General features: G+C 47.5%; 19 protein-coding genes. 6 read left to right on the forward strand and 13 right to left on the reverse strand.

Going from position 1 to position 23,198, the window contains the following annotated elements; genetic code table 11:
• Nucleotides 1-8: 8 nt before the first annotated feature.
• The 5 genes from DESHY_RS03095 to DESHY_RS03115 all read right to left on the reverse strand — a co-directional run bounded on the left by DESHY_RS03095 (nt 9) and on the right by DESHY_RS03115 (nt 9,532).
• Complete coding sequence (locus DESHY_RS03095; RefSeq protein ID WP_008410348.1) at nt 9-3,032, reverse strand: CoB--CoM heterodisulfide reductase iron-sulfur subunit A family protein; 3,024 nt, start codon at nt 3,030-3,032, stop codon at nt 9-11.
• A 19-nt stretch (nt 3,033-3,051) separates the two neighbouring features.
• Nucleotides 3,052-7,497 (reverse strand): FAD-dependent oxidoreductase, encoded by a 4,446-nt coding sequence (locus DESHY_RS03100; protein ID WP_008410349.1) that lies wholly within the window; start codon nt 7,495-7,497, stop codon nt 3,052-3,054.
• Nucleotides 7,498-7,517: 20 nt separating this feature from the next.
• Entirely contained in the window at nt 7,518-8,375 is an 858-nt protein-coding gene (locus tag DESHY_RS03105) for a CoB--CoM heterodisulfide reductase iron-sulfur subunit B family protein (RefSeq protein ID WP_008410351.1), read from the reverse strand.
• Nucleotides 8,376-8,420: 45 nt separating this feature from the next.
• Nucleotides 8,421-8,981 (reverse strand): 4Fe-4S dicluster domain-containing protein, encoded by a 561-nt coding sequence (locus DESHY_RS03110; RefSeq protein ID WP_008410352.1) that lies wholly within the window; start codon nt 8,979-8,981, stop codon nt 8,421-8,423.
• Nucleotides 8,982-9,373: 392 nt separating this feature from the next.
• Nucleotides 9,374-9,532 carry a small, acid-soluble spore protein, alpha/beta type gene (locus DESHY_RS03115; protein ID WP_008410353.1) on the reverse strand — a complete coding sequence of 53 codons (159 nt, stop codon included), beginning with the start codon at nt 9,530-9,532 and terminating at the stop codon, nt 9,374-9,376.
• Between the two features lie 181 nt (nt 9,533-9,713).
• On the opposite strand from DESHY_RS03115, the gene DESHY_RS03120 reads away from it, so the two are divergent.
• Nucleotides 9,714-10,472 (forward strand): tRNA lysidine(34) synthetase, encoded by a 759-nt coding sequence (locus DESHY_RS03120; protein ID WP_008410354.1) that lies wholly within the window; start codon nt 9,714-9,716, stop codon nt 10,470-10,472.
• Between the two features lie 31 nt (nt 10,473-10,503).
• Here the strand turns inward: DESHY_RS03120 and DESHY_RS03125 are convergent, their stop codons facing one another.
• Nucleotides 10,504-10,974, reverse strand: coding sequence for a cell division protein SepF (locus DESHY_RS03125; RefSeq protein WP_048817825.1), 471 nt, complete (start codon nt 10,972-10,974; stop codon nt 10,504-10,506).
• Nucleotides 10,975-11,153: 179 nt separating this feature from the next.
• Here DESHY_RS03125 and DESHY_RS03130 point away from each other — a divergent pair, with 179 nt between their 5' ends.
• The 3 genes from DESHY_RS03130 (at nt 11,154) to uraA (ending at nt 13,669) form a co-directional block, all read left to right on the forward strand.
• Entirely contained in the window at nt 11,154-11,411 is a 258-nt protein-coding gene (locus DESHY_RS03130) for a glutaredoxin domain-containing protein (protein ID WP_008410357.1), read from the forward strand.
• A gap of 171 nt (nt 11,412-11,582) precedes the next feature.
• Nucleotides 11,583-12,221, forward strand: coding sequence for a uracil phosphoribosyltransferase (gene upp / locus DESHY_RS03135; protein WP_008410358.1), 639 nt, complete (start codon nt 11,583-11,585; stop codon nt 12,219-12,221).
• 173 nt (nt 12,222-12,394) lie between these two features.
• Nucleotides 12,395-13,669, forward strand: coding sequence for a uracil permease (gene uraA / locus DESHY_RS03140; RefSeq protein WP_008410359.1), 1,275 nt, complete (start codon nt 12,395-12,397; stop codon nt 13,667-13,669).
• A gap of 123 nt (nt 13,670-13,792) precedes the next feature.
• Here the strand turns inward: uraA and DESHY_RS03145 are convergent, their stop codons facing one another.
• On the reverse strand, nt 13,793-14,812 hold the full coding sequence (locus DESHY_RS03145) for a sulfite exporter TauE/SafE family protein (protein ID WP_008410360.1): 1,020 nt from the start codon (nt 14,810-14,812) through the stop codon (nt 13,793-13,795).
• A 12-nt stretch (nt 14,813-14,824) separates the two neighbouring features.
• Nucleotides 14,825-15,019, reverse strand: a complete 195-nt coding sequence (locus DESHY_RS03150) for an MFS transporter (RefSeq protein ID WP_235695503.1) — start codon at nt 15,017-15,019, stop codon at nt 14,825-14,827.
• A 321-nt stretch (nt 15,020-15,340) separates the two neighbouring features.
• Between DESHY_RS03150 and DESHY_RS03155 the strand changes: the two genes are divergently transcribed.
• Nucleotides 15,341-16,666, forward strand: coding sequence for an acetyl-CoA hydrolase/transferase family protein (locus tag DESHY_RS03155; RefSeq protein WP_008410362.1), 1,326 nt, complete (start codon nt 15,341-15,343; stop codon nt 16,664-16,666).
• A 23-nt stretch (nt 16,667-16,689) separates the two neighbouring features.
• On the opposite strand, the gene DESHY_RS03160 is transcribed toward DESHY_RS03155, so the two are convergent.
• The 4 genes from DESHY_RS03160 to atoS form a co-directional block, all read right to left on the reverse strand.
• Nucleotides 16,690-17,493: a TIGR02186 family protein gene (locus DESHY_RS03160; protein ID WP_008410363.1), complete on the reverse strand. Its 804-nt coding sequence runs from the start codon at nt 17,491-17,493 to the stop codon at nt 16,690-16,692.
• Nucleotides 17,490-18,413 (reverse strand): TSUP family transporter, encoded by a 924-nt coding sequence (locus DESHY_RS03165; RefSeq protein WP_143147820.1) that lies wholly within the window; start codon nt 18,411-18,413, stop codon nt 17,490-17,492. Before DESHY_RS03165 ends, DESHY_RS03160 begins: the two co-directional genes overlap by 4 nt.
• A 227-nt stretch (nt 18,414-18,640) precedes the next feature.
• Nucleotides 18,641-20,023: a sigma-54-dependent transcriptional regulator gene (locus tag DESHY_RS03170; RefSeq protein WP_008410367.1), complete on the reverse strand. Its 1,383-nt coding sequence runs from the start codon at nt 20,021-20,023 to the stop codon at nt 18,641-18,643.
• 36 nt (nt 20,024-20,059) lie between these two features.
• Entirely contained in the window at nt 20,060-21,895 is a 1,836-nt protein-coding gene (gene atoS, locus DESHY_RS03175) for a two-component system sensor histidine kinase AtoS (RefSeq protein WP_008410368.1), read from the reverse strand.
• Nucleotides 21,896-22,025: 130 nt separating this feature from the next.
• Between atoS and DESHY_RS03180 the strand changes: the two genes are divergently transcribed.
• A complete protein-coding gene (locus DESHY_RS03180) occupies nt 22,026-22,247 on the forward strand; it encodes a hypothetical protein (RefSeq protein WP_008410370.1) in 222 nt (73 codons plus the stop codon).
• Nucleotides 22,248-22,345: 98 nt separating this feature from the next.
• On the opposite strand, the gene DESHY_RS03185 is transcribed toward DESHY_RS03180, so the two are convergent.
• Nucleotides 22,346-23,194 (reverse strand): metal ABC transporter permease, encoded by an 849-nt coding sequence (locus DESHY_RS03185; protein WP_008410371.1) that lies wholly within the window; start codon nt 23,192-23,194, stop codon nt 22,346-22,348.
• Nucleotides 23,195-23,198 lie beyond the last annotated feature (4 nt).

Raw genomic sequence — 23,198 nt, forward strand, 5'->3', positions numbered from 1 at the left:
CTTTAAGCCTAGCTGTTACTGGCATCCAACATGGCGATGATTTGCCCTTTCTCAAAGCCCTTTTGCTGGCAGGCACCGCTGGGACAGGTGGCCACACAGGCCCCGCAGCCCTGACATAGCACATCCAGCACTTCTGCCACGCCGGTCAGTTCATTTAGCACTCTTGCCCCGTATGGACAAGCCTGCACACACAATCCGCATCCCTTGCACCACTTGGGGTTAACCATGGCTACATTACCCAGAGATTCCAATTTGTCCTTAGACAGCAGGGTTGTGGCCCGGATAGCGGCAGCATTGGCCTGGGCAATGGATTCTTCAATCAGTTTAGGCGAGTGGGCCAGGCCGCACAGGTATAATCCGTCAGCAGCAAAATCCACCGGCCGCAGTTTCATATGAGCTTCCAGGAAGTAACCGTCTGCGTTTAAAGATACTTTGAAGATTTGACTTAAGGTTTCCGTACCCTGGGCGGGAATAACACCGGTGCTAAGTACCAAAAGATCGGTATCTAATTGTAGTTCCCTTTTTAAAATGTGGTCGGTAACGATAACCTTTAATTTATCCCCGTCAGCCTCTGCTTTGGGTGGCTGTTCCAAGGTGTAGCGCACAAAGACCACGCCTTTTTTTCTGGCCTCGGCGTAATATTTTTCATAAAAACCATAGGTGCGAACATCCCGGTAAAGAATAAATATATTGGCCTCAGGATTTTGTTCTTTAATTTTCAGGGCATTTTTCACGGCACTGTAGCAGCAAATACGGCTGCAATAGGGTCGCTCACTGTTGCGGGAGCCCACGCATTGAATCATAACAATGTTGCGTGCCTTGCCAAGACCGGTGCTCGCCAGCCGATGTTCCAATTCCCGCTGGGTCAGCACGCCCGGGTGTTGCCCGTAAAGGTATTCTGTGGTGGCAGCAGCCTCAGCCCCGGTGGCTATTATCACTACACCATGCTCCACCGGTCGATCACCGCCGGGCGTATTCAAGGTGGTTTGATAATTGCCTAAATACCCTGACACTTCTTTGACAGTGGAATTAAGGTTAAGTTCAATGCCGGGATGCTTTTGCACCTCTTGCACCAGTCGGTTTACCAGCTGAGCCGGATCGCTGCCTTTCATGGTATATTTAACTTCCAGGGCATTACCACCCAGCTTATCATTTTTCTCCACCAGGATTACTTTAAAGCCCTGGTCTGCCAGGTTAAGGGCCGCGGTCATCCCGGCGACGCCACCGCCGATTACCAGAGCCCGGCGATTGATGTCCATAAATGAGGTGTACACCGGCTTAAGCAATTTAACTTTTGCCACCGCCATTTTAACTAAATCTTTTGCTTTTTCGGTGGCAGCATCCGGTTGATCCCTATGCACCCAGGAGGCATGCTCCCGAATATTTGCCTGTTCAAACAGGTAAGGGTTAAGTCCCGCTTCTTTCAGGCTGCTCATAAACAGGGGAGCGTGGGTTCTGGGTGTACAGGAAGCCACTACGACCCGGTTTAACTTATGCTGGTTAATCCGTTCTTTAATTTTTTCAATACTGTCCTGGGAACAGCTGAACAGGAATTCTTCGCTGTGTACCACGCCGGGCAAGTTTGCGGCAAATTGGGCCACTTCCGGTACCCGCACGACACTGCCGATATTAATACCGCAGTTGCAAACAAACACGCCCACCCTTGGTTCTTCCTGAGTGATATCCCGTTCCGGCGGGTATTCCTTGACCTTGCTCAGGGTACCCCGCACGGCGCTTAATAAACGTGATGCATTGGCTGCTGCTGCACTGGCGTCAACCACGGTTTCCGGAATGTCTTTGGGGGCACAAAAGGCACCGCTGGCAAATACCCCGGACCGGCTGGTCTGGCCGGGAATAAATTCTGAGGTCTGGCAAAAACCGTATTCGTCTAATTCAATACCGCAAGCCCTGGCCAGTTTGGCATTGCTCGAAGCAGGTTTTAAACCTACCGATAAAATTACCATGTCAAATTCTTCTTCGCTAAAGGAACCGTCAGCATTGCGATAGCGGATGATCAGGTTGTGGGTGGCAGGATCTTCTTTTACCGTAGAAACCATGGCTTTTTCGTATTGTACCCCGTGCTGCAGGCGGGCCCGGTCATAATATTTTTCAAAATCTTTGCCATAAGCCCGTACATCCATATAAAAAATCTTGGTTTGCAGACCAGGTTCATGTTCCTGGGCAATAATGGCATGTTTGGTGGCATACATGCAGCAAACAGCCGAACAGTAATGATTGCCCTTGGCGCTGTCACGGGAACCAACGCATTGAATAAAAGCAATTCGCTTGGGCTCCACATGATCCGAAGGACGTACCAGGTGGCCCATGGTGGGACCGCTGGCTGAAAGCAGCCGCTCAAACTGCAGGCTGGTTAATACGTTGGGGAAACGCCCCCAGCCAAATTCTTCCCGCAGGTTGCCGTCCATCGGTTCAAAACCCGGGCTTAAAATTACTGCACCCACTGCCAGCTCCAGTTCGGTGTCAGCCATGCTGTGGTCAATGGCTCCTGCCGGACAGGCCTTGATACATTTGCCGCAGGCCTTGGGATTTTTGATTTTTAAACATTTGCTTTTATCCACGGCATAAGCGTTGGGGGTAGCCTGGGCATACAATTTATAAATGGCCTTACGCTTGCCTAAACCGCCGTCAAAATCATCCTCCACCTTCACCGGACATGCCTCAGCGCAAGCACCACAGCCGATACATTTGTCTAAACTGACACAGCGGGCCTGCTGCAGCACCTTGGCTTTAAAGTTGCCCGGCTCCCCTTCTAAGCCAACCAGCTCTGCCCCGGTAATAATTTCAATATTAAGATGCCGCCCCACATCAACCAGTTTGGGTGACATGGTGCACATGGCACAGTCGTTGGTGGGGAAGGTTTTGTCCAGCCTGGCCATGGTTCCACCGATGGCGGGCTTTTTCTCCACCAGATATACCCGGTAGCCTGCTTCGGCCAGGTCCAGGGCGGACTGCATGCCTGATATGCCTCCGCCCACAACCAGAACCGCACCGATTTGTTTTTTATCCGTCATAGGTTCCTCCAACCTCCCATCACAGAGCCGCATCCATCATGGCCAGCAGCTGATCTTTGGCGAAGCCTTTTTGCTGGGTAGCGCCACTGGGGCAAGCTGCCACGCAGGCACCGCAGCCCTGGCAAAGCACTTCCCGTACATAGGCAACTCCCCTGCGTTCGTCCAGCACCCGGGCACCGTAAGCACAAGCGCTTACACAAATGCCGCAGCCCTTGCAGAGCTCCAAATCCACTTCGGCGGTAATGCCCAGCGATTCCAGCCTGCCCTTGGACAACAAAGTTACCGCACGGATGGATGCCGCATTGGCCTGGGCAATGCACTCATTAACAGTCTTGGGTCCATGGGCCAAACCGCAGAGGTAAAGCCCGTCCGCCGCAAAATCAACCGGCCTCAACTTCATGTGAGCCTCCAGATAGAAACCGTCCGCGTTTAAAGGAACTTTAAACAGCTGGCTTAGAACTTCAGTATCCGGCCTTGGTTTTATTCCGTTAGCCAGGGCTAAAATATCAGCATCAATTTTAACGGGCTGCTGCAGCACATGATCGTTTACGGTTACAGTTACTTTGTTGCCGTTGGCAACCACCTGCGGTTTATTGTCAAGACTGTAGCGGATAAAGATAACGCCCTGCCGCCTGGCCTCGGTGTAATATTCTTCTTTGAAGCCGTAAGTACGAATATCTCGGTACAGGATTACCACCTGAGCAGCCGGATTCAATTTTTTAACCTGCAAAGCGTTCTTAATGGCTTGACTGCAACAAACCCTGCTGCAGTATGGTCTGTCCGGTTCTCTCGAACCAACACAGTTTATCATAACAACTGTCCGGGCATCTCCCAGCCCCTGGTCGGCCAGTTTTTGCTCCAATTGGGTTTGGGTTATCACCGCCGGATGGCTGCCATAGAGGTAGCTGTCCGGTACAACTTCATCGGCGCCGGTGGCAATTACAACCGCCCCGTGTTCTACCTCCAGCTTGTTGCCGTCGCTTTGTACCAGAGTGGTTTTATAGTTGCCCAGATAACCGGTTACCTCTGTGACCTGGGCGTTAAGGACCACATCTATTAATTGATTGGCTGTTACATCGGCTTTCAGTTTTGCCACAAAGGCGGGTATGTCTTCGCCCTGCAGGCTGTACCGCAGTTCGGTGGCCCGGCCGCCTAAGTTGCCGGTTTTTTCTACCAGGGTAACGGCATAACCCTGTTCCGCCAAAGACAGGGCGTTCGTCAGGCCGGCTACGCCGCCGCCCACCACCAGCACCCGCTGATTGACATCAATAAAAGTGGTTTGCACAGGCTTTAACAACCGCACCTTGTAAACAGCCATTTTAACTAAATCCTTGGCTTTTTCGGTTGCTTCCGCCGGATGTTCCCGGTGCACCCAGGAGGACTGCTCACGAATGTTGGCATGCTCGTACAAGTAAGGATTTAAACCGGCTTCCCGCATGCTGCTTTGGAACAACGGAGCGTGGGTTCTGGGAGTGCAGGAGGCTACCACCACCCGGTTCAGGTTATGTTCCTGAATGCGTTCTTTAATCTTAATAATGTTATCCTGTGAGCAAGTAAACAAAAATTCTTCGGTATGCACCACTCCCGGCAGGGTTTTGGCAAACTCCGCCACTTCGGATACTTTAACTACACTGCCGATATTAATACCGCAGTTGCAAACAAACACGCCGATTCTGGGCAACTGATTGGTGACATCTTTTTCCGGCGGAAACTCCTGTACAGCAGTCATCGTGCCGCGGGCAGGTGCCAGCAACCGGGAAACCATGGCAGCTGCGGCACTGGCATCTACAGCGGTTTCCGGAATATCCTTTGGTTCGCCAAAGGCACCGCTGACATAAATACCTTCCCTGGAGCTGCAGCCCGGTGTAAAGGTACCGGTACGGCAAAAACCGTATTTATCCAACCGGATACCGGCAGCCTGCCCCAGTTCTTTAGCTCCCTCGGGAGCTGACAAGCCTACGGACAGCACCACCATATCAAAGGTTTCATGGTAAAGGTTGCCTGCTTCGTCGGCATAACGAATTAGTACATCATCACTGCCGTCTTTGGCAGGATCAATACCATAAATACGAGAACGAATAAATTGTACGCCATGCTCATCCTTGGCTCGGTTTAAATAACGTTCAAAATCCTTGCCGGGAGTTCGCATATCCATATAGAATATTTTGGCCTCCAGGGGATCGTGGCTGTGCTCCTTGGCAATGATGGCCTGCTTAATGGCATACATGCAGCAAACAGATGAGCAGTAGCCCTTGCCAATCCGCTCATTACGGGAACCAACACACTGAATCCAGGCAATTTTGGTGGGTTCTTTGTGATCCGAAGGACGCACCATATGCCCGGCAAAGGGCCCGCTGGCTGACAAAATCCGTTCGAACTGGATACTGGTAACCACATTGGGCAGTTTGCCATAACCATACAGCGTCAACTCTGACGGATCATATGGTTTAAAACCAGGGTTCATTATTAACGCCCCAACTTCAAGCTCAAACTCCCGATCCTGCATACTGTGGTCGATGGCCTTGGGCAGGCAGGCATCTACACACTGCAAACATTCAGAACAAATGGCACAGTTAAGACAGCGGGCTGCTTCTGCCTGAGCTTGTTCGGGAGTGAAACCCAGGCAAACCTCTTCTGTATTGGTGGATCGCCGCTCAGGCGGCGCATAGGACTGCTTGACCCGGGGCTGCTTGTCATAAGAATCCGCCGGCCTTGGTATGGGGGCAATTTTTTCTTCCGGCACCTTGAATTGACGCCCGGCTTTGAGATCTTCTCCCTGAAGATAACGGTGTATACTTATGGCAGCTCGTTTACCGGCACCTACAGCATCAATCAACAGGGCCGGTCCGGTAAAGGCATCACCGCCGGCAAAAATACCGGGTACTCCGGTGGCCAAGGTGTCCGGGTCTGCCGCAATGCGGTTGCCTTGAGGGTTGGTTAAGGGTTTGTCACCCACGAAGGATAAATCCGGGGTTTGACCGATAGCCACCACAACCCCGTCAAAACCATCCCATTGGGCAATTTCCTCGCCACACCGGGGCGCAAAACGGCCTTGTTCGTCAAAAATACTGATTACATTGGCAGTTACCAGCCCGCTGACCTTGCCTTGACTGGTTTTAATTTCTTGTACACTCTGGGCATAGTGGAAAACAATGCCTTCCTCCAGGGCTTCATGGATTTCTTCCGCACTGGCAGGTAATTTACCCTCGGCTTCCAGTGAAAAGACGTGGACTTCGGCACCCAGCCGGCGGGATACACGGGCAGCGTCCATGGCCACATTACCACCGCCGATGATGGCAACTTTTTTGCCCACCGAAACTTTATTGCCCAATCCCACTTGGCGCAGCATCTCTACAGCTGTAATTACTCCCTTGGAGTCGCTGCCCGGTACCCTCAGGTTAAATCCTTTTTGGGCACCGACGCCCAGAAAAATAGCCTTGTATCCGTCTTTAAACAAACCGTCTATGGTAACATCTTTGCCCAGGGCGGTATTTACCTTAATTTCAACGCCCAGGCGCTTAATTAAATCAATTTCCAAATCAAGCCATTTCTTGGGTAACCGGTACTCCGGTATGCCTACCCGCATCATCCCGCCGGTAACCGGCAAAGCCTCAAATATAGTTACCTGATATCCCTTTAAAGCCAGGAAATAAGCACAGGACAAACCAGCCGGACCGGACCCGATAACCGCTACCCTTTCATCACGTTCAGTTTCTTTTTGCGGTAAAGGTAATTCGTTAATATCTTTTTGATAAGCATGATCGGCAGCAAATCTTTTGAGAGTAGCAATTTGAATGGGCTCATCCACCTTACCACGGTTACAGGCAGTTTGGCAGGGATGGGCGCAAATGCGGCCGCAGATGGCCGGGAAAGGCATTTCCTGATAAATCATTTTCCAAGCATCAAGATATTTGCCGGACTTAATCAACTGCACATAACCCTGCACATTAATGCCGGCCGGACAGGCAGCCCGACAGGGGGCAACTCCCCTTTTATCTATGGCAAAAGCGTTTGGTGTAGCCTGTGCATACAATTTGTAAGTGGCTTTACGGGTATCAATGCCGCCGTTAAATTCGTTGGGCAGTTCAACGGGGCAAACCCGGGCGCAATCACCACAGCCGGTACACTTTTTTATATCGATATAGCGGGCTTTCTGCTGCACTGTCACCTTAAAATTGCCAGGTTCCCCGGTTACTGCTTTGACTTTGGCGCCGGTAATAATTTCAATATTTTTATGCCGTCCGGTGTCTACCAGCTTAGGCGACATAATACACATGGCACAGTCGTTGGTAGGAAAAGTTTTATCCAGCCGGGCCATGGTACCCCCAATGGCAGGTTGTTCCTCTAATAAATAAACCTTAAAACCGGATTCAGCCAGGTCAAGGGCGGATTGCATGCCCGAGATGCCACCGCCCACAACCATTGCCGCACCGGTTAATTTCTTATCGGTTTGGACGTTGCTCATTTACGTTAACCTCCATCCCATTACGAAGTTGCCCCAGCCTGTACAGAATCTGCCAGTTTACTGGGATCCACCAGGTGCTTGCTCCACCAGTGGCGTGTTTCAGGCAACCCGAAAGCCAGTCCCATCAATTCGGTAAAGAAAAGCACCGGTAAATCCTCGCCCGGAGGCCGACGCATCTCCAGGTTGGTTTGACACAGCGGGCAGGCATTAACCACCGCATTAGCTCCCGCCGCACGCGCCTTGGCCAGGATTCTCCCTGACAAATCAGTTACCATGGATGACTTGGCCACTGAATGGCCGGCACCGCAACATTCCACCTTATAGGACCATGCGACAGGTGTAGCCCCCAAAGTTTTTACCAAGTTATCAAGCTGCATAGGGTTTTCAACACTGTCAATACCGGTTATGGCCTGGGGACGTACGGACAAACAGCCGTAATAGCAAGCAATCTTAAGATTTTTCAAAGGTTTCTGAACCTTTTGGCTAATGGCCGGCAGGCCGATCTTTTCTACAATATAAGCTAACAAGTCGTATACTCTGGGCTGACCGTCAAATTTAAAACTTAACAGTTGCTCCATTTCTTGACGAAATGCGGTATTATTTATCATGTTGTACTCTGCAGTTTTAAGTCTGTTAAAACAAGCTGAACAGGGCACTACACAATCAAGACCCATCTGCTGAAGCTGCTTGATTGTTAAAGCGGGCAGGCCTACTGACAGGTTGTGATTGGTGGCGTGGGCGGAGGTAGCCCCGCAGCAGGTCCATTCCGGGATTTCTGCCAGTTCAATATCCAGCGCTTTGCAGACAGCCCGTGCCGAACTGTCAAATTCTTTGGCTGTTGCTTCCAGGGAACAACCCGGATAATAAGCCAATTTCATCTGTTAATCCCCTACCTTCCGCAGAACCCATTGCAATACTTAAACTTACTTTTTCTTAGCCCATTCAAAAATGCGGCGAACTTCCGTTTTACTGGGAACACTGTGCGGGAACAGGGCAAGTTTTCCTTTCAAAAACATTTTTAAACCCACCCCTACATCATCCGTCAAGTGGCCGCTTTTCAGTTTATATCTCATCAGCATGGTGCCTTCATGAACTCTGCCATGGGATTTTACAGAGTCCAAGAAACACTGGTGGAATAAATAAATATCTTTTTCCGCCGGCGCTACTCCTTCTTCAATAGCCATTTCCCGCAGGGTATCCATGACAGCTGCAATACGAATGCCGTTAGGGCAACGGGCACCGCAGGTTTCACACCCCACACAAATCCAGATGGCTTTACTTTTAAGGACCTCTTCCTTTAGGCCAAACTGAATCATCCGGAGAACTTGATTGGTATCCATATCCCCGTATTCAGCAATGGGGCATCCGGAGGCACATTTCTGGCACTGGTAACAAGTCTGAATTTCCTGTCCGCTGCGTTCATTAACCACTTTTGTGAAATTAAGGTCTAGCGCCTTGGGGCCTCCTTCGGTTATAATATACACAGGTCCACCCCCCTTATTTTCGATTTTACTTTAGTTAAGTTTATCACAGACTATAGCGAGAGCAAACCTTTGCAGGCATGAATCAGAGCCCATATTTTGCCTTTTAATGGGTCCTGGTTTATTTTATTTTTGTATTCGCTGTGATTCTATATTTTTCTCGCTATTACTTTAAACAGCTTAATTCAGAAAAATCGACAAGTTTTGCACCCCTTGATTTATAAGGATTCTTCAAGGGGTGACTTTTTTAAATCTTATTTCATGTTGTTTCAAACAATGATGGTTTTCGCTAAAACTAATTTCGCTGGCGAAATCCAAAACAGTCGCCCGCATGACAATAGTAAGACTGAAAAAAAGAAATACCGGCCCACAACTGTGGACCGGCATCGGGGAAGTTATAACATGCTGCGTTCCGCCCTCTGTATCGCCAGCTTAACGAAATTACCGCACTCCCTTGAGGTGAGATTACCGTAGTCGTTGCCTTGGATACGGTCTGCTGCACCCATCTCCCGGGCCAGCTCGTACTTCAGGGCATCACTCATGTATTTGGCCATGTTTTTCCCCCCCTGATAAATAATCTGACCGCTCATAACTTTTTTATACTGGACAAACTACACAATAAAATAAATAATTTATTATGTGTGCCCCGCAAGGGAGCAAAAGGTGGAATATTTATATACTCCGGAGTCCCGGGCAGCTTAGTAAAACAATATTAAAAAAGTCAGGAGAAAAAACATGAGTAATAATTTGCCAAAATCCATGTTAACCCAGGTAACCCGAGCCATAACCCACTTCTCCCTTATCCAACCCGGCGATAAGGTGGTGGTGGGAGTATCCGGCGGCAAAGACAGTAATTCGCTGCTCTTTTGCCTAAATATGTACCGCCAAAGATATCTAAGAAAAATTCCTTTCCAATTGCACGCTGTTCACCTGGATATGGGGCTGGGAGCTGAGATAGAACCGTTAAAAGATTATTGCCGCCGGCTGGACATACCTTTAACCGTAAAAGCCACAGATATTGGCGCCATATTATTTGACATCAGAAAGGAAAGCAATCCCTGTGCCCTGTGCGCCAATCTGCGCCGGGGTGCTTTGCATAATACGGCCCTGGAGCTGGGCTATAACAAGGTAGCACTGGCTCACCACCTGGATGATGTGTTGGAAACCTTTTTAATGAGTTTGCTTTATAACGGCAACATGAAAACCTTTTCGCCCAAAACTTATTTAGATCGTGCCCGGCTTACATTAATCAGACCCTTTGTTTACGTTACTGAATCCCAGATACTGCAATTGCTGCCCCAGAAAAACATCCCGGTAATTCATAACCCCTGCCCGGCTAACAAGAAAACCAAACGGGAAGAAATAAAAAAATTGGTTAACGATCTATCCTTCCAGTACCCTGATGTGCGTCAAAAATTTCTTACGGCATTGCATAATTTTGACCCTAAGAACCTGTGGCCGGCTAAAGAAAACCAAAAGGGCCGTTGGGGATAATATCCCTCACCGCCCTTTGCTTTTCTAAAGATTATGCTGTTTCAGACTTAAACCAGCGGGATTTTATCTTTTCTTCCACCGGTTCGACAACCTGGCTTAAGTTTCTTATATCACCTGCGCCAACAATATCAATCCCACTGGGAACAAACAGAAAAATCTCTGCATTTACTTTTTTAGCAGACCCGTTTAAAGCAAAGGCAACACCGCTGGCGTAGTCCAGAATGCGCTGGGCTTCCTCAGGCTGCACCTGTGACAAATTGACGATCACCGGCTGACCGCCCTTTAAATGCTCTGCCACCACCTGAACATCAGTAAAGGTTCTCGGCTGGGTAGAAACAATTTTGGTTTGTCTGGCTGCCGGCACCGCCTGTAACTCAGCACGGTTCTGATGCTTAACGTTTTTCATATCTTTAAAAGCAGCCAGTCCCGGTTTTTCACTTTCCTCTTCCACTTCTTCGAAACCAATAAAAGTAAGAAATTTGTCCACAAATCCTTTAGACAAAATAAAATCCCCTTTCAAGTCAAATACAAGACATAAAATACATATTAACATAAAATATTACTTATTTTTTATTATGAGGAAAATTATTCATGTTGGCTATAGGACTATTGTCCTATTTACAAGTGAAGTTTTTCCTATCTAAATGGGTACACTAACCTCAGGATAAAGGAGGGACTGTCATGGGTGATTATCATGTAACACTTTTTATATCTCCCTGGAATAAAACAGGTTGTGATGAAGCAAAAAAATATTTGGACCGCAAGGGAATCAATTATGAAATAAAAAACACCCAGGATCCCGGCGCCAGGGGAGAATTAATCAATAAAACCGGCGGCTTGGATACGCCGACTCTCGATGTCAACGGCCACTTGGTGGTGGGATTTTTGCCGCAAAAGTGGGATCATTTGTTAAACCCGGAACCATTGGAACTTACCTAGGCCAGGTTGCCTGTCAGCAACCTGGCTCTTACGCTTAAAAATTTATAAACAAAAAAAGAGGAATTTGTTGTTTTTTATCGAAAACGTGGTATTTGGAATTTCATCTGGCAACTCCTGGTGTCTGACACACTGCGTATGGAACTGCCGGATTTATAAAGGAGGCAGTTAACTATGAAATCAGTAACCGTTTTACGCCATCCGCTGGTGGATGAACAGCTTCAACTTCTGAGGGACAAAAACAGCGATATTACCGTTTTCCGGTCCGCTATGACCCGTTTGGGATATCTGTTGGCTGTTGAAGCAACCAAAGATGCACCGGTTGGCACATCCCAGGTAACCACGCCGCTGGGCGTGGAGACCCCGGTAACTGTTTTGCAGGATAATAAAATTCTGCTGGTACCTATTTTAAGAGCCGGTTTAGGCCTGGTGGACAGCTTTCTCTCCCTTTTGCCGAAAGCCAAGGTGGCCCACATCGGCGTATCCCGGGATCACCAAACTCTGGAGGCAAAACTTTACGTTAATAGTTTGCCAAAAGACCTGTCTGGTTTTAAACGTATTTTTGTCCTGGATCCCATGCTGGCCACCGGCAACAGTTGTGTTAAAGCTTTAGAAGTTTTAACCGAATGCGGGGCGGATGCCGCTGACATAAAAGTGATTTGCGCATTTGCCGTTAAGGAAGGATTGGATCAAGTGGGCAGCAAGTTTCCCCAGACCTCTGTTATAACAGCAGTTGTTGATCCAATTCTTAACAATATTGGATATATTTCCCCGGGTTGCGGGGATGCCGGAGACAGGTTATACTTACTTTAAGACAAGCGGATAATATAATGTAAAATAAGGTACCTTTAAATTAGTACAGAGATACTAATAAGGTAGCGGTTCAGGACATAGGATTATTGCATTCTTATGGTAATGCGCTCCTTACAGGACTCTGTAAGGAGCTTTTTACATTTATGCACATTAATTGCCAGGGAGGAATGAAAATGGTAAAACGAGAGATTCAAGTGGAAGAACGACTGCCCATTATACAAACGCTGCCCCTCAGCCTGCAGCATTTATTTGCCATGTTTGGGGCTACCGTTCTGGTACCGATCTTATTTAAGGTGGATCCTGCCACTGTGTTGCTGTTTAACGGCATCGGTACTCTGCTGTACTTATTTATTTGTAAAGGCCGTATTCCTGCCTATTTAGGCTCCAGCTTTGCTTTCCTTTCGCCTGTCTTTGTGGTCTTGGGCAAGTATGACTACAGTGCCGCACTGGGAGGCTTTATAATCGTAGGTATCATTTTCTCGGCGGTGGCATTAATCATCGGCGCTGTGGGAACCAAATGGATAGATGTGGTCTTTCCGCCGGCGGCCATGGGCGCCATTGTGGCGGTCATCGGCCTGGAGCTGGCGCCTGTGGCGGCCCAGATGGCCGGCCTGGCCGCCGAAGCCGGCAAACCCTATGTCGCTGACCCCAAAGTTATAACCGTGTCACTTTTCACCTTAGGCGTTACAATCTTAGGTTCCATGATATTCCGTGGTTTCCTGGCAATTATCCCCATCCTGGTGGGGGTGGTGGCCGGCTATATCCTCTCGATTTTTACCGGACTTGTCAGTACTGAAGCAATCGCCAAGGCCCCCTGGTTTGCCAAGCCTACCTTCTACAGCCCCACATTTAACGCTGACGCAATTATGATAATTATTCCGGCAGCTCTGGTGGTAATTGCCGAACACGTTGGCCACCTGTTTGTCACCAGCAACATTGTGGGGCGTGATCTGGCCAAAGATCCCGGATTGCACCGTTCCCTGCTGGGCAACGGTTTGTCTACCTTGCTGTCCGGCTGCTTTGGCTCCACCCCTAATACTACTTACGGTGAAAACATCGGTGTTATGGCCATTACCAAGGTGTACAGCACTTGGGTTATTGGCGGCGCCGCCTTGATTGCCATCGTCCTCTCCTTTATCGGGAAGCTGTCAGCAGCCATTCAAAGCATTCCCACACCGGTGATGGGCGGTGTCTCCCTGCTGTTGTTTGGCGTCATCGCCGCCTCGGGTATTCGCATGCTGGTGGAAGCCAAGGTTGATTACAGCAAAGCCTCCAACCTGATTCTTACCTCTGTGGTGCTGATTATCGGCGTCAGTGGCGCCCAAGTTCAGTTGGGGGCGGTTAGTCTGCGCGGCATGGGGCTGGCTACGGTGGTAGCCATCTGTTTGAGTATCTTCTTCCGCCTGCTGGAAAAAGTCCGCTTAAGCAATGAAAGCAGCAGCCATTAACAAACAACCACCCGGCAGTGCAACATCAAGTGCTGTTACAGTTATTTTGACATGTGGCCGGGTTCATAAAAACTCCTATAAGTTTGCCAACAAGCTAAAGCCACTTGCAGCAAGTGGCTTTAGTTATCGTTTTATCAACTGTGCTGCCGTTTCTGCCTGTCGTGCCTGTTCTTGCACTGACCTTACCAGCATATAAACAATGATTATACCCAGAACAGTGGCAGAACCCAGCAACAGGTAAGCAGCCAGCAACGGCAAAAGCATTTGCTTAAGAAACACCGACACGCCCACTAACAATAATGTTATACCGAAATAAAGGCGAATTTTCATACCTTTGATATAAGCTGTGGCCACCGATCCGATTTGCGCTCCCACCGCAGCGCCCACCACCATAACCAGGGCGCCAATGATTTCCACCTTACCCGCCAGGGCATAAATATAGGCTCCCCAGGAATTAGTAATAAGAATAGCAAATAAATCAGTTCCCACAGCCATTACAGTGGGCAACCCGAGAGCATAAATTAATATAGGTACTCTGATAAATCCCCCGCCGACACCCAAAAAACCCGAAACCAGGCCACTGAAAATGCTGAGAAATAAAATAACCCAGAGAGAAATAGATTTTACCTGGGAGGTAGAAAAACTTATATAAGGACCAACTCTCAGCCTTTGCACCCAACCGGCCAGCCGGGGCTTATTTTTTTCGGCAGATATTTTTTCATTTTCGCTCAAGCGGGAGTAACGATAATATTCTCCGATCATGAAAATCCCCAGGGTAAATAATACAATAATATAAACCATCCTCACTATGGGACCCACCTGTCCCATTTTTTCCAGATATAAAACGGTTTGCTTGCCTAATGAAACACCGTACATCCCCAGCAGGCCCATAAAAAGTCCCAGTTTGAAATCAACATGACGCAACAGGGCATGTTTAAATGTGGCTACAATAGATTTTCCAAAAATATGAGCAATATCCGTGCCAATGGCAAAGGCCATGGGAAAGCCCAAAATATTCAGAGCCGGCGTAACTATAAACGCTCCCCCGATACCAAAAAATCCTCCCAATATACCTACGATAAAACCAATATACAACAAAGCCCATCCGTTTACATCCGCGTTGGCAATGGGTAAGTGGAGCAAATTTAATCCCTCCTACGGCTCGCCCTTTATTTTTAATAATCTCAACACCAACTCTGCAAACAGCCCTACGGATACTCCCACCGCAGACATCAAAGCTACCACCAGCAAAGCATACTGAGCCTTATTAAATTGATAGATAACCCTGATATATTCATTAAGAGATTCAAACATAAAGACCACCCCGGCAGCCTTGATTTGTGGTGACAAAATTCACCCCTGGGGCCAAACATTTTAATCAGTTCAATCATTTATGCAGTGACAACTTTGTGAAATTATTCATTTTATTTTATCAGAAACATTAACGGACTTTTTTCACCGCCATGCTAACACATCCGGGCAATATTTGCAAGGCAAATTCTTTTTCGGCAAGCAGCGAATTATTTTAATGCCAAGTCTTTATTTTAAATTTTATAAAAGTTTGCTTTGGGTTTTAAAACAAAATCCTTTGATAAGTATGACAACACCTGCTTTCATTCCCAGTTCTTACGTGATATAATTCACTTAGCATTTGAAATGGAGGTGATATTTTTGGTATGGTTCAAAGCAGGACCGCTGTTTGAAGACTCAGAAAAGCTCATGTCCATGTATAGAGAAAAATGCGTTACAGCCGAAGAAGCGGTTGCTGTTATTTCTTCCGGTGACAACATTGTGGTACCTCCCGGAGCCGCCGAACCGGAGATTTTAATGGAAGCCCTGGCCAATCGTCGTGGTGAGCTAAAGGATGTAAGAATTCACCAGATGTTGCCTTTACGGGAAGCCAGTTATCTCAAACCGGGTATGGAGCGCCACTTTCGCCATGTTTCCTGGTTGACCAGCAGTGTTGTAAAACGTGGTGTCAAAGAAGGGCGGGCCGGGGTAATGCCGGGTTATCTTTACGAGTATCCCCGGTTTATCCGTGAGATGGAAGTAGATGTATTTATGGGAACAGTTTCCCCCATGGATGAACACGGTTATTTCAGTTTTGGGGTGTCGGTTGATTACACCATTGCCGCTGCAGGCTGTGCCAAAAAAGTAATTCTGCTGGTTAACCCAAACATGCCTCGTACCATGGGCTACAGCTTTATTCATATTTCCCAAGCGGATTTAATAGTGGAGGATCAATCTCCTTTGCTGGAAGTTAAGAAACCGGAAGTAAGCAAAATCGACCAGCGAATCGGCGACTATCTTTGCGAGTTGGTTGATGACGGTTCAACCATCCAACTTGGCTTGGGTTCGGTGGCCAATGCAGCAGCCCAGTGTTTGAGTGTTAAAAAAGGGTTGGGTGTCCATTCTCATTTCATTACTGATGTCATTGTTGATCTGGTGGATTGCGGCGCTGTCACAAACCGGCGGAAAAATATTCATCAGGGTAAAATTATTTGCAGTTCAGCGGTAGGAACCAAGCGCCTGTATCAGTTTATGAACAACAACCCGCTGTTTGAAATGCATTCTGTTTCCTATACAAACGACCCCATGATTATTGCCAAAAACAACAATATGGTAGCCATTAACTCAGTGGATGAAATAGATTTATTAGGGCAGTGTGCCTCCGAACCGGTTGGTCCCAAGCTGTATTCCGGCACCGGCGAACAGGTTGACTTTGCCCGGGGCGCCATGAATTCCATTAACGGCAAAAGTATTGTAGTGCTGCATTCAACCCATAAAGGCAGGACAAAAATTGTTCCCATGCTGGAAAGCGGTTCTGTGGTCAGCTTAAGTAAAAACGATGTTGACTATGTTGTAACCGAATACGGTTTTGCTAAATTAAGGGGCAAAACTTACCGCCAACGGGCTGAAGCCCTTATTGCCATTGCTCACCCGGATCACCGTGACGGCTTGGCAGAAGCAGCCAAAAAGTTCGGTTTAACCAGATAAGCCGTGGTAATGTCACCACGGCTTTACCTTTGGCAAATTTCCCTGAGCAGCCTTGCCCGCCGCTCCTGTTCCCTGCGGTATTCAACCATTTCTAAAACTTGGGCTGCGGTTAAAAGAATAACCGGCACCATAAATAAAGAAATTACCATCACGGCAGAAATTGAAAGTTCCTGGGAACCCAGGTTTAACAAGGAAGATGGTTTAAGCATTAATGTTTGGGGTTCGGAAGTAATCGGTTGATCATGTTCCAGTGCCGTAACCGTGACATGCAACTGCCCTAGCGGCATACCTTCCACCAGAGGTATGCTGGCCCAGTAGTGTCTGCCGTTCCTCTTGACAACCCCCTGCCGGATAGCAAAAAGATCTTTTTCTTCCTTGATTTTAACAGCCAGGTTAATATAGTCCTGCTGGTTTTTCTGATACACCTCCTGGATATCCTGGCGCATTCTGACCCAGACGCCGGGCAGCAAATGTTTGTATGAAGGATCCAGGCCTAACATTGGCCAATATTTTTGATTTATTTGTTCACTGGGTACAGATGTCAGTACCTGGTAATACCCCGGTAACCCCTGGACTTCCGCTTCGTTGCATTTAATTAGCGAACTGTTAGGGTAGAGGGTCACCAGCACCAGCCTGGCCGGTGCTGTTACCTTAATTACTACCGGCATACCTGCCGGTGCCTCACCGAATACCGTAACAGTTTCCCGGGCAGGATGCAAACCTACATCAATTTCTTTTTCCGACAGCTGGCAAGTTATGTCTGCTGCCCAGGCCACAAGCGGAAAGATCAGACTAAGGGTTAAACCAAGTATGGCAGCAACCTTCATCCTTGGACACCCCCAAACCATCCAAACTGGTTGGAGAGGAAGCTGCCATGCTGAATTAAAATATGCAATCCAGACTGACCGGCGGTCAAAATCCACAGGGTAACCGAAGTAATCAGTACTAAAATTACCGCTACAGGTACAGGGTACAGCTTTCGCTGCCAAAAGACAGACAGAATCAGCACTGTCAGGGATGACCCGAGAAATAACCATAACAATATTTGTATATTAATTGGCAGCGACAGAAAACCACTGCCCAGGGACACCGCCAACAAGCCGATAAAGTTTGCCGCCATGGCGTTGCCCGCCGCAGTAATCACCGGCATATTTAAACACACGATGAGGCACGGACACACCAGCAAAACAGCTGCCGGCCCCCAAATTTTCCCTACGACGGCAAACAGCACGCCTAAAATTACAGGGAACAATAAAGGTACCGCCATCATGCTGGTAGGCAAGAAGACTCTGCCTGGCAGTCGGTGCAGAAAATTTACCAGCATCTTTCGCCACCGGTTATTGGGCCTGGGCAGCAGCGGCAGCGGACGGATACGGTGTATCACCGCCCCTGCCAGCAACATCAAGTAGACCCCCATGATCACGGCCACCCACCAACCCGAATTATCCATCAGTCGGCATAACGGTTCGGATATTAAGAGGCCGGGCAGTAAACCCAAGCTGAACAGTAACAGCAATTTAACATCTACATTACCCGCCTGCCAATGGTTGACGGCCGGCGGGACCAGCAGGGCAGCCAAGTGGGTCAAGCCAACCGGTACGGCTGCCGCCGGCGGCAGTCCGGCAACCGATAATAAGGAAGGTACCACTATAAGAAAACTCATGTTGCCCAAAACAGGAAATAAAACTCCCACCATCATACCCATTAATAAAAACGTTACGGCACCTGCAAAAATGATACTTTCCATATAGCAGTCCCCCAAATTTTTCTCTTTCCTGCCTTTTAACAAAGCAAATTTAGTGCCAACCGCAAGGGAAAACTGCCTTATATGAAAGGGCGCTTGCCGCCTCTGGCACAGCAGATGAATCCTTAGATAATCCGCAATGTTTACCGGATCAATACAAAAAAACGGCCCTAATGTGCCGTTTAAATCCATCTCCGGTTATTTTTAGTGGTGACAAAAGCGGGATAAAATTACTCACCGTTGGGTATTTTTTGCCCACCTTCAATACCTAATTCTTTCATTTTTGCGTAAAGGGTCCGTCGGTTAATGCCCAGGACTCTGGCTGCCGTGGTGCGGCACCAATTATTTTCTGTCAATGCTTGCAGAATGGTCTGGCGCTCAACGTCAGCCACTATTTGCTTAAGTGAAAGGTTGGACCGGTTAGCCTGTACGACGTCGGTTTTTTCTTGCCTGCCCGCCAGCGCAATATCTTCCGGCACAATTACTGAGCCTCTGGCCATAATAACAGCCCTTTCTACCACATTTTCCAATTCCCTCACATTACCCGGCCAATCGTAAGCCATTAACATTTGGGTGGCTGCTGTAGAAAAGCCCTTTACCTGCCGGTTAAACTCTTTGTTATATTTGGCCAGGAAATGTGCTACCAGCAAAGGAATATCCTCTTTTCTTTCTCGCAGGGGCGGTATAACGATATTAACCACATTAAGCCGGAAAAATAAATCCTCGCGAAAATCACCTTCCAGCACACTTTGTTTGAGTTTACGATTGGTGGCTGCCAGGATTCTGACGTCAACTTTTATGGTGGCAGTTCCCCCTACCCGGTCAAATTCTTTTTCCTGAATGGCCCGTAAAAGCTTGGCCTGGGTAGCCAGGCTGATTTCACCGATCTCATCAAAAAAAATGGTTCCCTCATGAGCCAGTTCAAACTTGCCCACCTTAGAAGCACCGGCCCCGGTAAAAGCCCCCTTTTCATAACCAAATAATTCACTTTCCAAAAGACTGTCGGGTAAATTGGCGCAGTTAATTTTAATGAAGGGTTTATGACGGCGGGAGCTGTTGTTATGGATGGCTCTGGCCACCAGTTCTTTTCCGGTGCCGCTCTCTCCCTGAATCAAGACCGTGGCATTGCTGTCTGCTACCCGTCCGATATCTTTGTAAACAGCCTGCATGGCAGGAGAATTGCCTATAAGATTAACAACACCCGGCTCGGCAGCTTGATCGTGAGGCCGAAAAGCGGCTACCGTTTCAGTTTGTTCTGCCGCCCGTTGCACTAAATTTAGTAATTCGTCCAGGTCAAAGGGTTTAACAATATAATCAAAAGCGCCTAATTTCATGGCCTTAATGGCTACTTCGGTAGTGCCGAAGGCAGTCATTAATATTACCGGTGTAGTGATGCCCAAAGATTTTATTTGCTCCAGCAAAGATAAACCGTCTTTTTCCGGCATGCGAATATCAGTTACCAAAACATCAGGTTTTAATTTAACAAGTTTATCCAGGCACTCCTGCCCGTCTACAGCAGTTTCCACCCGGTAAGCGGCATCAGTTAATACGTCATAAAGAAATTGTCTTACACTTTCTTCATCATCTACCACCAGCACCAACTTAGATGACATCTTGAGCACCTCCGGATATCTGTGTTGTCGTTTTCTCTATGTTACCGGCAATAAGATTCTTACTGTTGTACCTAAACCTTCCTGGCTTTTTATTTCTATACTGCCGCCATGGGCGCGGATAATTTCATCAGCTATCGTTAAACCCAGTCCGGTCCCTTTAGCCCGGGTAGAAAAGAAGGGGTCAAACAGTTTGTCCAATAATTCCTCCGGCACACCGCACCCGGTATCTTTTATGTCAATGGCTACGGTCTTTTCATCAGCCATATAGCGGGTAAGCAAAGTTACTTTACCACCGCCGGGCATAGCCTGAACAGCATTATAAATGACATTCATAAAAACTTGTTCCATTTGATCCGGATCCAGATTAACTTCCGGCAGAGCGGAATCTGGCAAAAAAATAAATGTAATTGTTTCTCCGTGGGTTTCGGTAAAAAAGTTTAACAACTTGCCAATAAGTGTATTAATATCTACTCTGGTCAACACAGTTTTGGTGGGCTTAGCGAAAAACAGCAGTTTATTAACAATAGCATCCAATCGTTTGACTTCCCGGTAAATGGTATTGAGTGATTTTACAGTGGGTGCTTTGCTTTTCATCCAAAACTGGACATAGCCACTGATGGAAGTTAAAGGGTTTTTTATTTCGTGGGCAACCCCGGCCACCAATTTGCCAAGGGAGGCCAGTCTTTCCTGTCGCCGCATTTGTTCTTCCAAACGCAGCCGGTGAGTAACATCGCGACAGCTCAAGACAGCTCCCACCATTTGTTGCCTGGCATCATAAAGAATTGAAGTATTGGCTAACAGTTGACGTTCCTCAACTCCCGGCCATTTTATTAATACATCCTTAGTTTCTTGACCCTGCAGGCAGTCTGTAAATAGTTTTGCCATATAGGGATTCTCGGAGAAGGCCTTAGAAAAATGGTAACCCACCACATCTGCCGGCAAGTTGAAAAGTTTACGGGCGGTCGAGCTGACACTGACAATGCGGCCGTCTGTATCAACCCCGATGATGCCCGCATCAATATTGGCCATAATAATTTCATTATAGTTCTGCACACTTACTAATCTGGAAGCTAAATCGTTAATGGCTTTAGATATTTCTCCCAGTTCACCTATTGAGGGAGGAATCACATAAGTTAAATCTGCCTGCATTTTCTGCAGCCCTGCTTTGATATTGGCCACGGTATCTAAATAATTTTTCAACAAGAAGAAGGTACTGCATAAACCCAACATGAAACCGAAGAAAATAACGGTGTAGGCAAAGCTTTCGGCTTGCAAGATTTCTTTGTTAATGCCGCCCAGCCGTTCACCTGCCCAGATGACTGCTTCCACCTGATTACCTGACCGCATAGGCCAAAAAACTATCAGTTTTTGGTTTCCCGGTACGCCCAGAACCAGTTCCAGAGGTTTTTGGGACCAGATGACTTTTTCAAAGGCATCCTCCCACTGGGCTTGTTCTGACCACTGGGTTTCTTCGGATACATCCAGAAACATGTCCTTAAAATCCAGATAAGGCAGGTGGCTGTCCTGGCCCATTTGAACCAGTACCGCCTTCATGTCGGTTGAATAATAACCTAATTCAATGCCGTGGTGTTTTTGAAACACCTTCATAACAGCCCCGGCCAGTTCACGATTTAATGCTTTAATTTGTTCTTTGCGCGGTTTGTTTTGATGCATTTTCATCAGATGTGTTACATCTGACGGCACTGCCCGGGACAGTTCTTCCACAGCATAAATCAGTTCTTCACGCTGCTCATCCAACACCACCGGACGGCTGTGATTGACCATATATAACATAGCTCCGATAATTAAAATCGGGAGCAGCAAAAGAATCCCAATTAATATCATTAACTGGTTTTTAAATTTATTAAGCATAAAACACCTGCATAAGTAAATTTTTTGTATTCATATTAGCACTTTCCACCGATCCAGCCAACAGAAAATAATTTCATGGAGAGAGATGATTGCGGGCAAACTATCAATATAATTTCAGGGAGGTGGTACGATGTCAATTATTGATGAATATCGCAAAGGCATGCAACATAAATTACCCGAAATTCAGCATTACCTGCATCGCCCGGTAGGCCATACCCAACCGAGGGAAATAAAATCACAAAAAGCTCAGTTAAACAGTGTGCACCGGCATGGTACACAAAAAAGCGTAAAAATGGGCATGGCGTATAAAACCGGCGTGCGTGATATGAAGCATAATATTAATCGTGACTAAAAGCAGCAGGATGGAATTTATCCATCCTGCCGGAGTGTTAAGAAACATTTCTCGGCGGTTTATGATCCCCTTTGGCTCCGGTCTTCGCACCGCCAGCCCTAAGGCCGGTTGCCGCTTATTTCTCTGCAAACCGCTTTTTGGGCCGCATTAACCCTGAGTTGCCGGACAACCAGGGTCAGCACCAGCAGGCATACCGCCGTCATCACAATGGCTCCGCCAGGTGCCAGGTTTATATAAAAAGAGGCAAACAAGCCAATAAACACCGCTGTTTCTGCCATAATTACAGCAATTATCATGGCCTCCTTAAAACTTTGAGCTATGCGCAGTGCTGCTGCTACCGGCAAGACAATCAGTGATGAAACCAGCAAAATACCTACCACCCTTATGGCCACGGCAATTGTCAAAGCTGTCAGAGCAGTGAAAGAGAGGGTAATAACAGAAACCGGGATACCGCTTAAACGGGCACCCTCCTCATCAAAAGCAATAAAAAACAACTCTTTCATTAACAGCATAATCAGCATAAAGACAACCAGGCCGGTAAAGGCAATAATTTTAATATCCGTTTCGTTAATGGCCACAATGCTGCCAAAAAGATAGCTCATAAAATTAGTATTATATCCTTTGCCCAAGCTTAACAGAATGGCGCCCAATGCCACGCCGGCCGATAGAATAATTGCTATGGCAATTTCTGAGTAGTTCTTATATACATCTCTTAATTTTTCTATACTCAGGGCGCCGGTAACCGCAAAAACCGAAGCACTGACAATCGGATGTACGCCGGTTAGTAAACCGGCCGCAACGCCGGCCAGGCAAACATGGGACAGGGCATCGGCAATCATTGACATTCTTCTTAAAGAAATAAACAAACCCACCACCGGGCAAATCAAACCAACAATTAGCCCTGCTATAAATGCCCTTTGCATAAACTCATAATGAAAAATTTCCATAAGC

The sequence above is a fragment of the Desulforamulus hydrothermalis Lam5 = DSM 18033 genome, from assembly GCF_000315365.1.
GTDB classification, from domain to species: Bacteria; Bacillota; Desulfotomaculia; order Desulfotomaculales; family Desulfotomaculaceae; genus Desulfotomaculum; species Desulfotomaculum hydrothermale.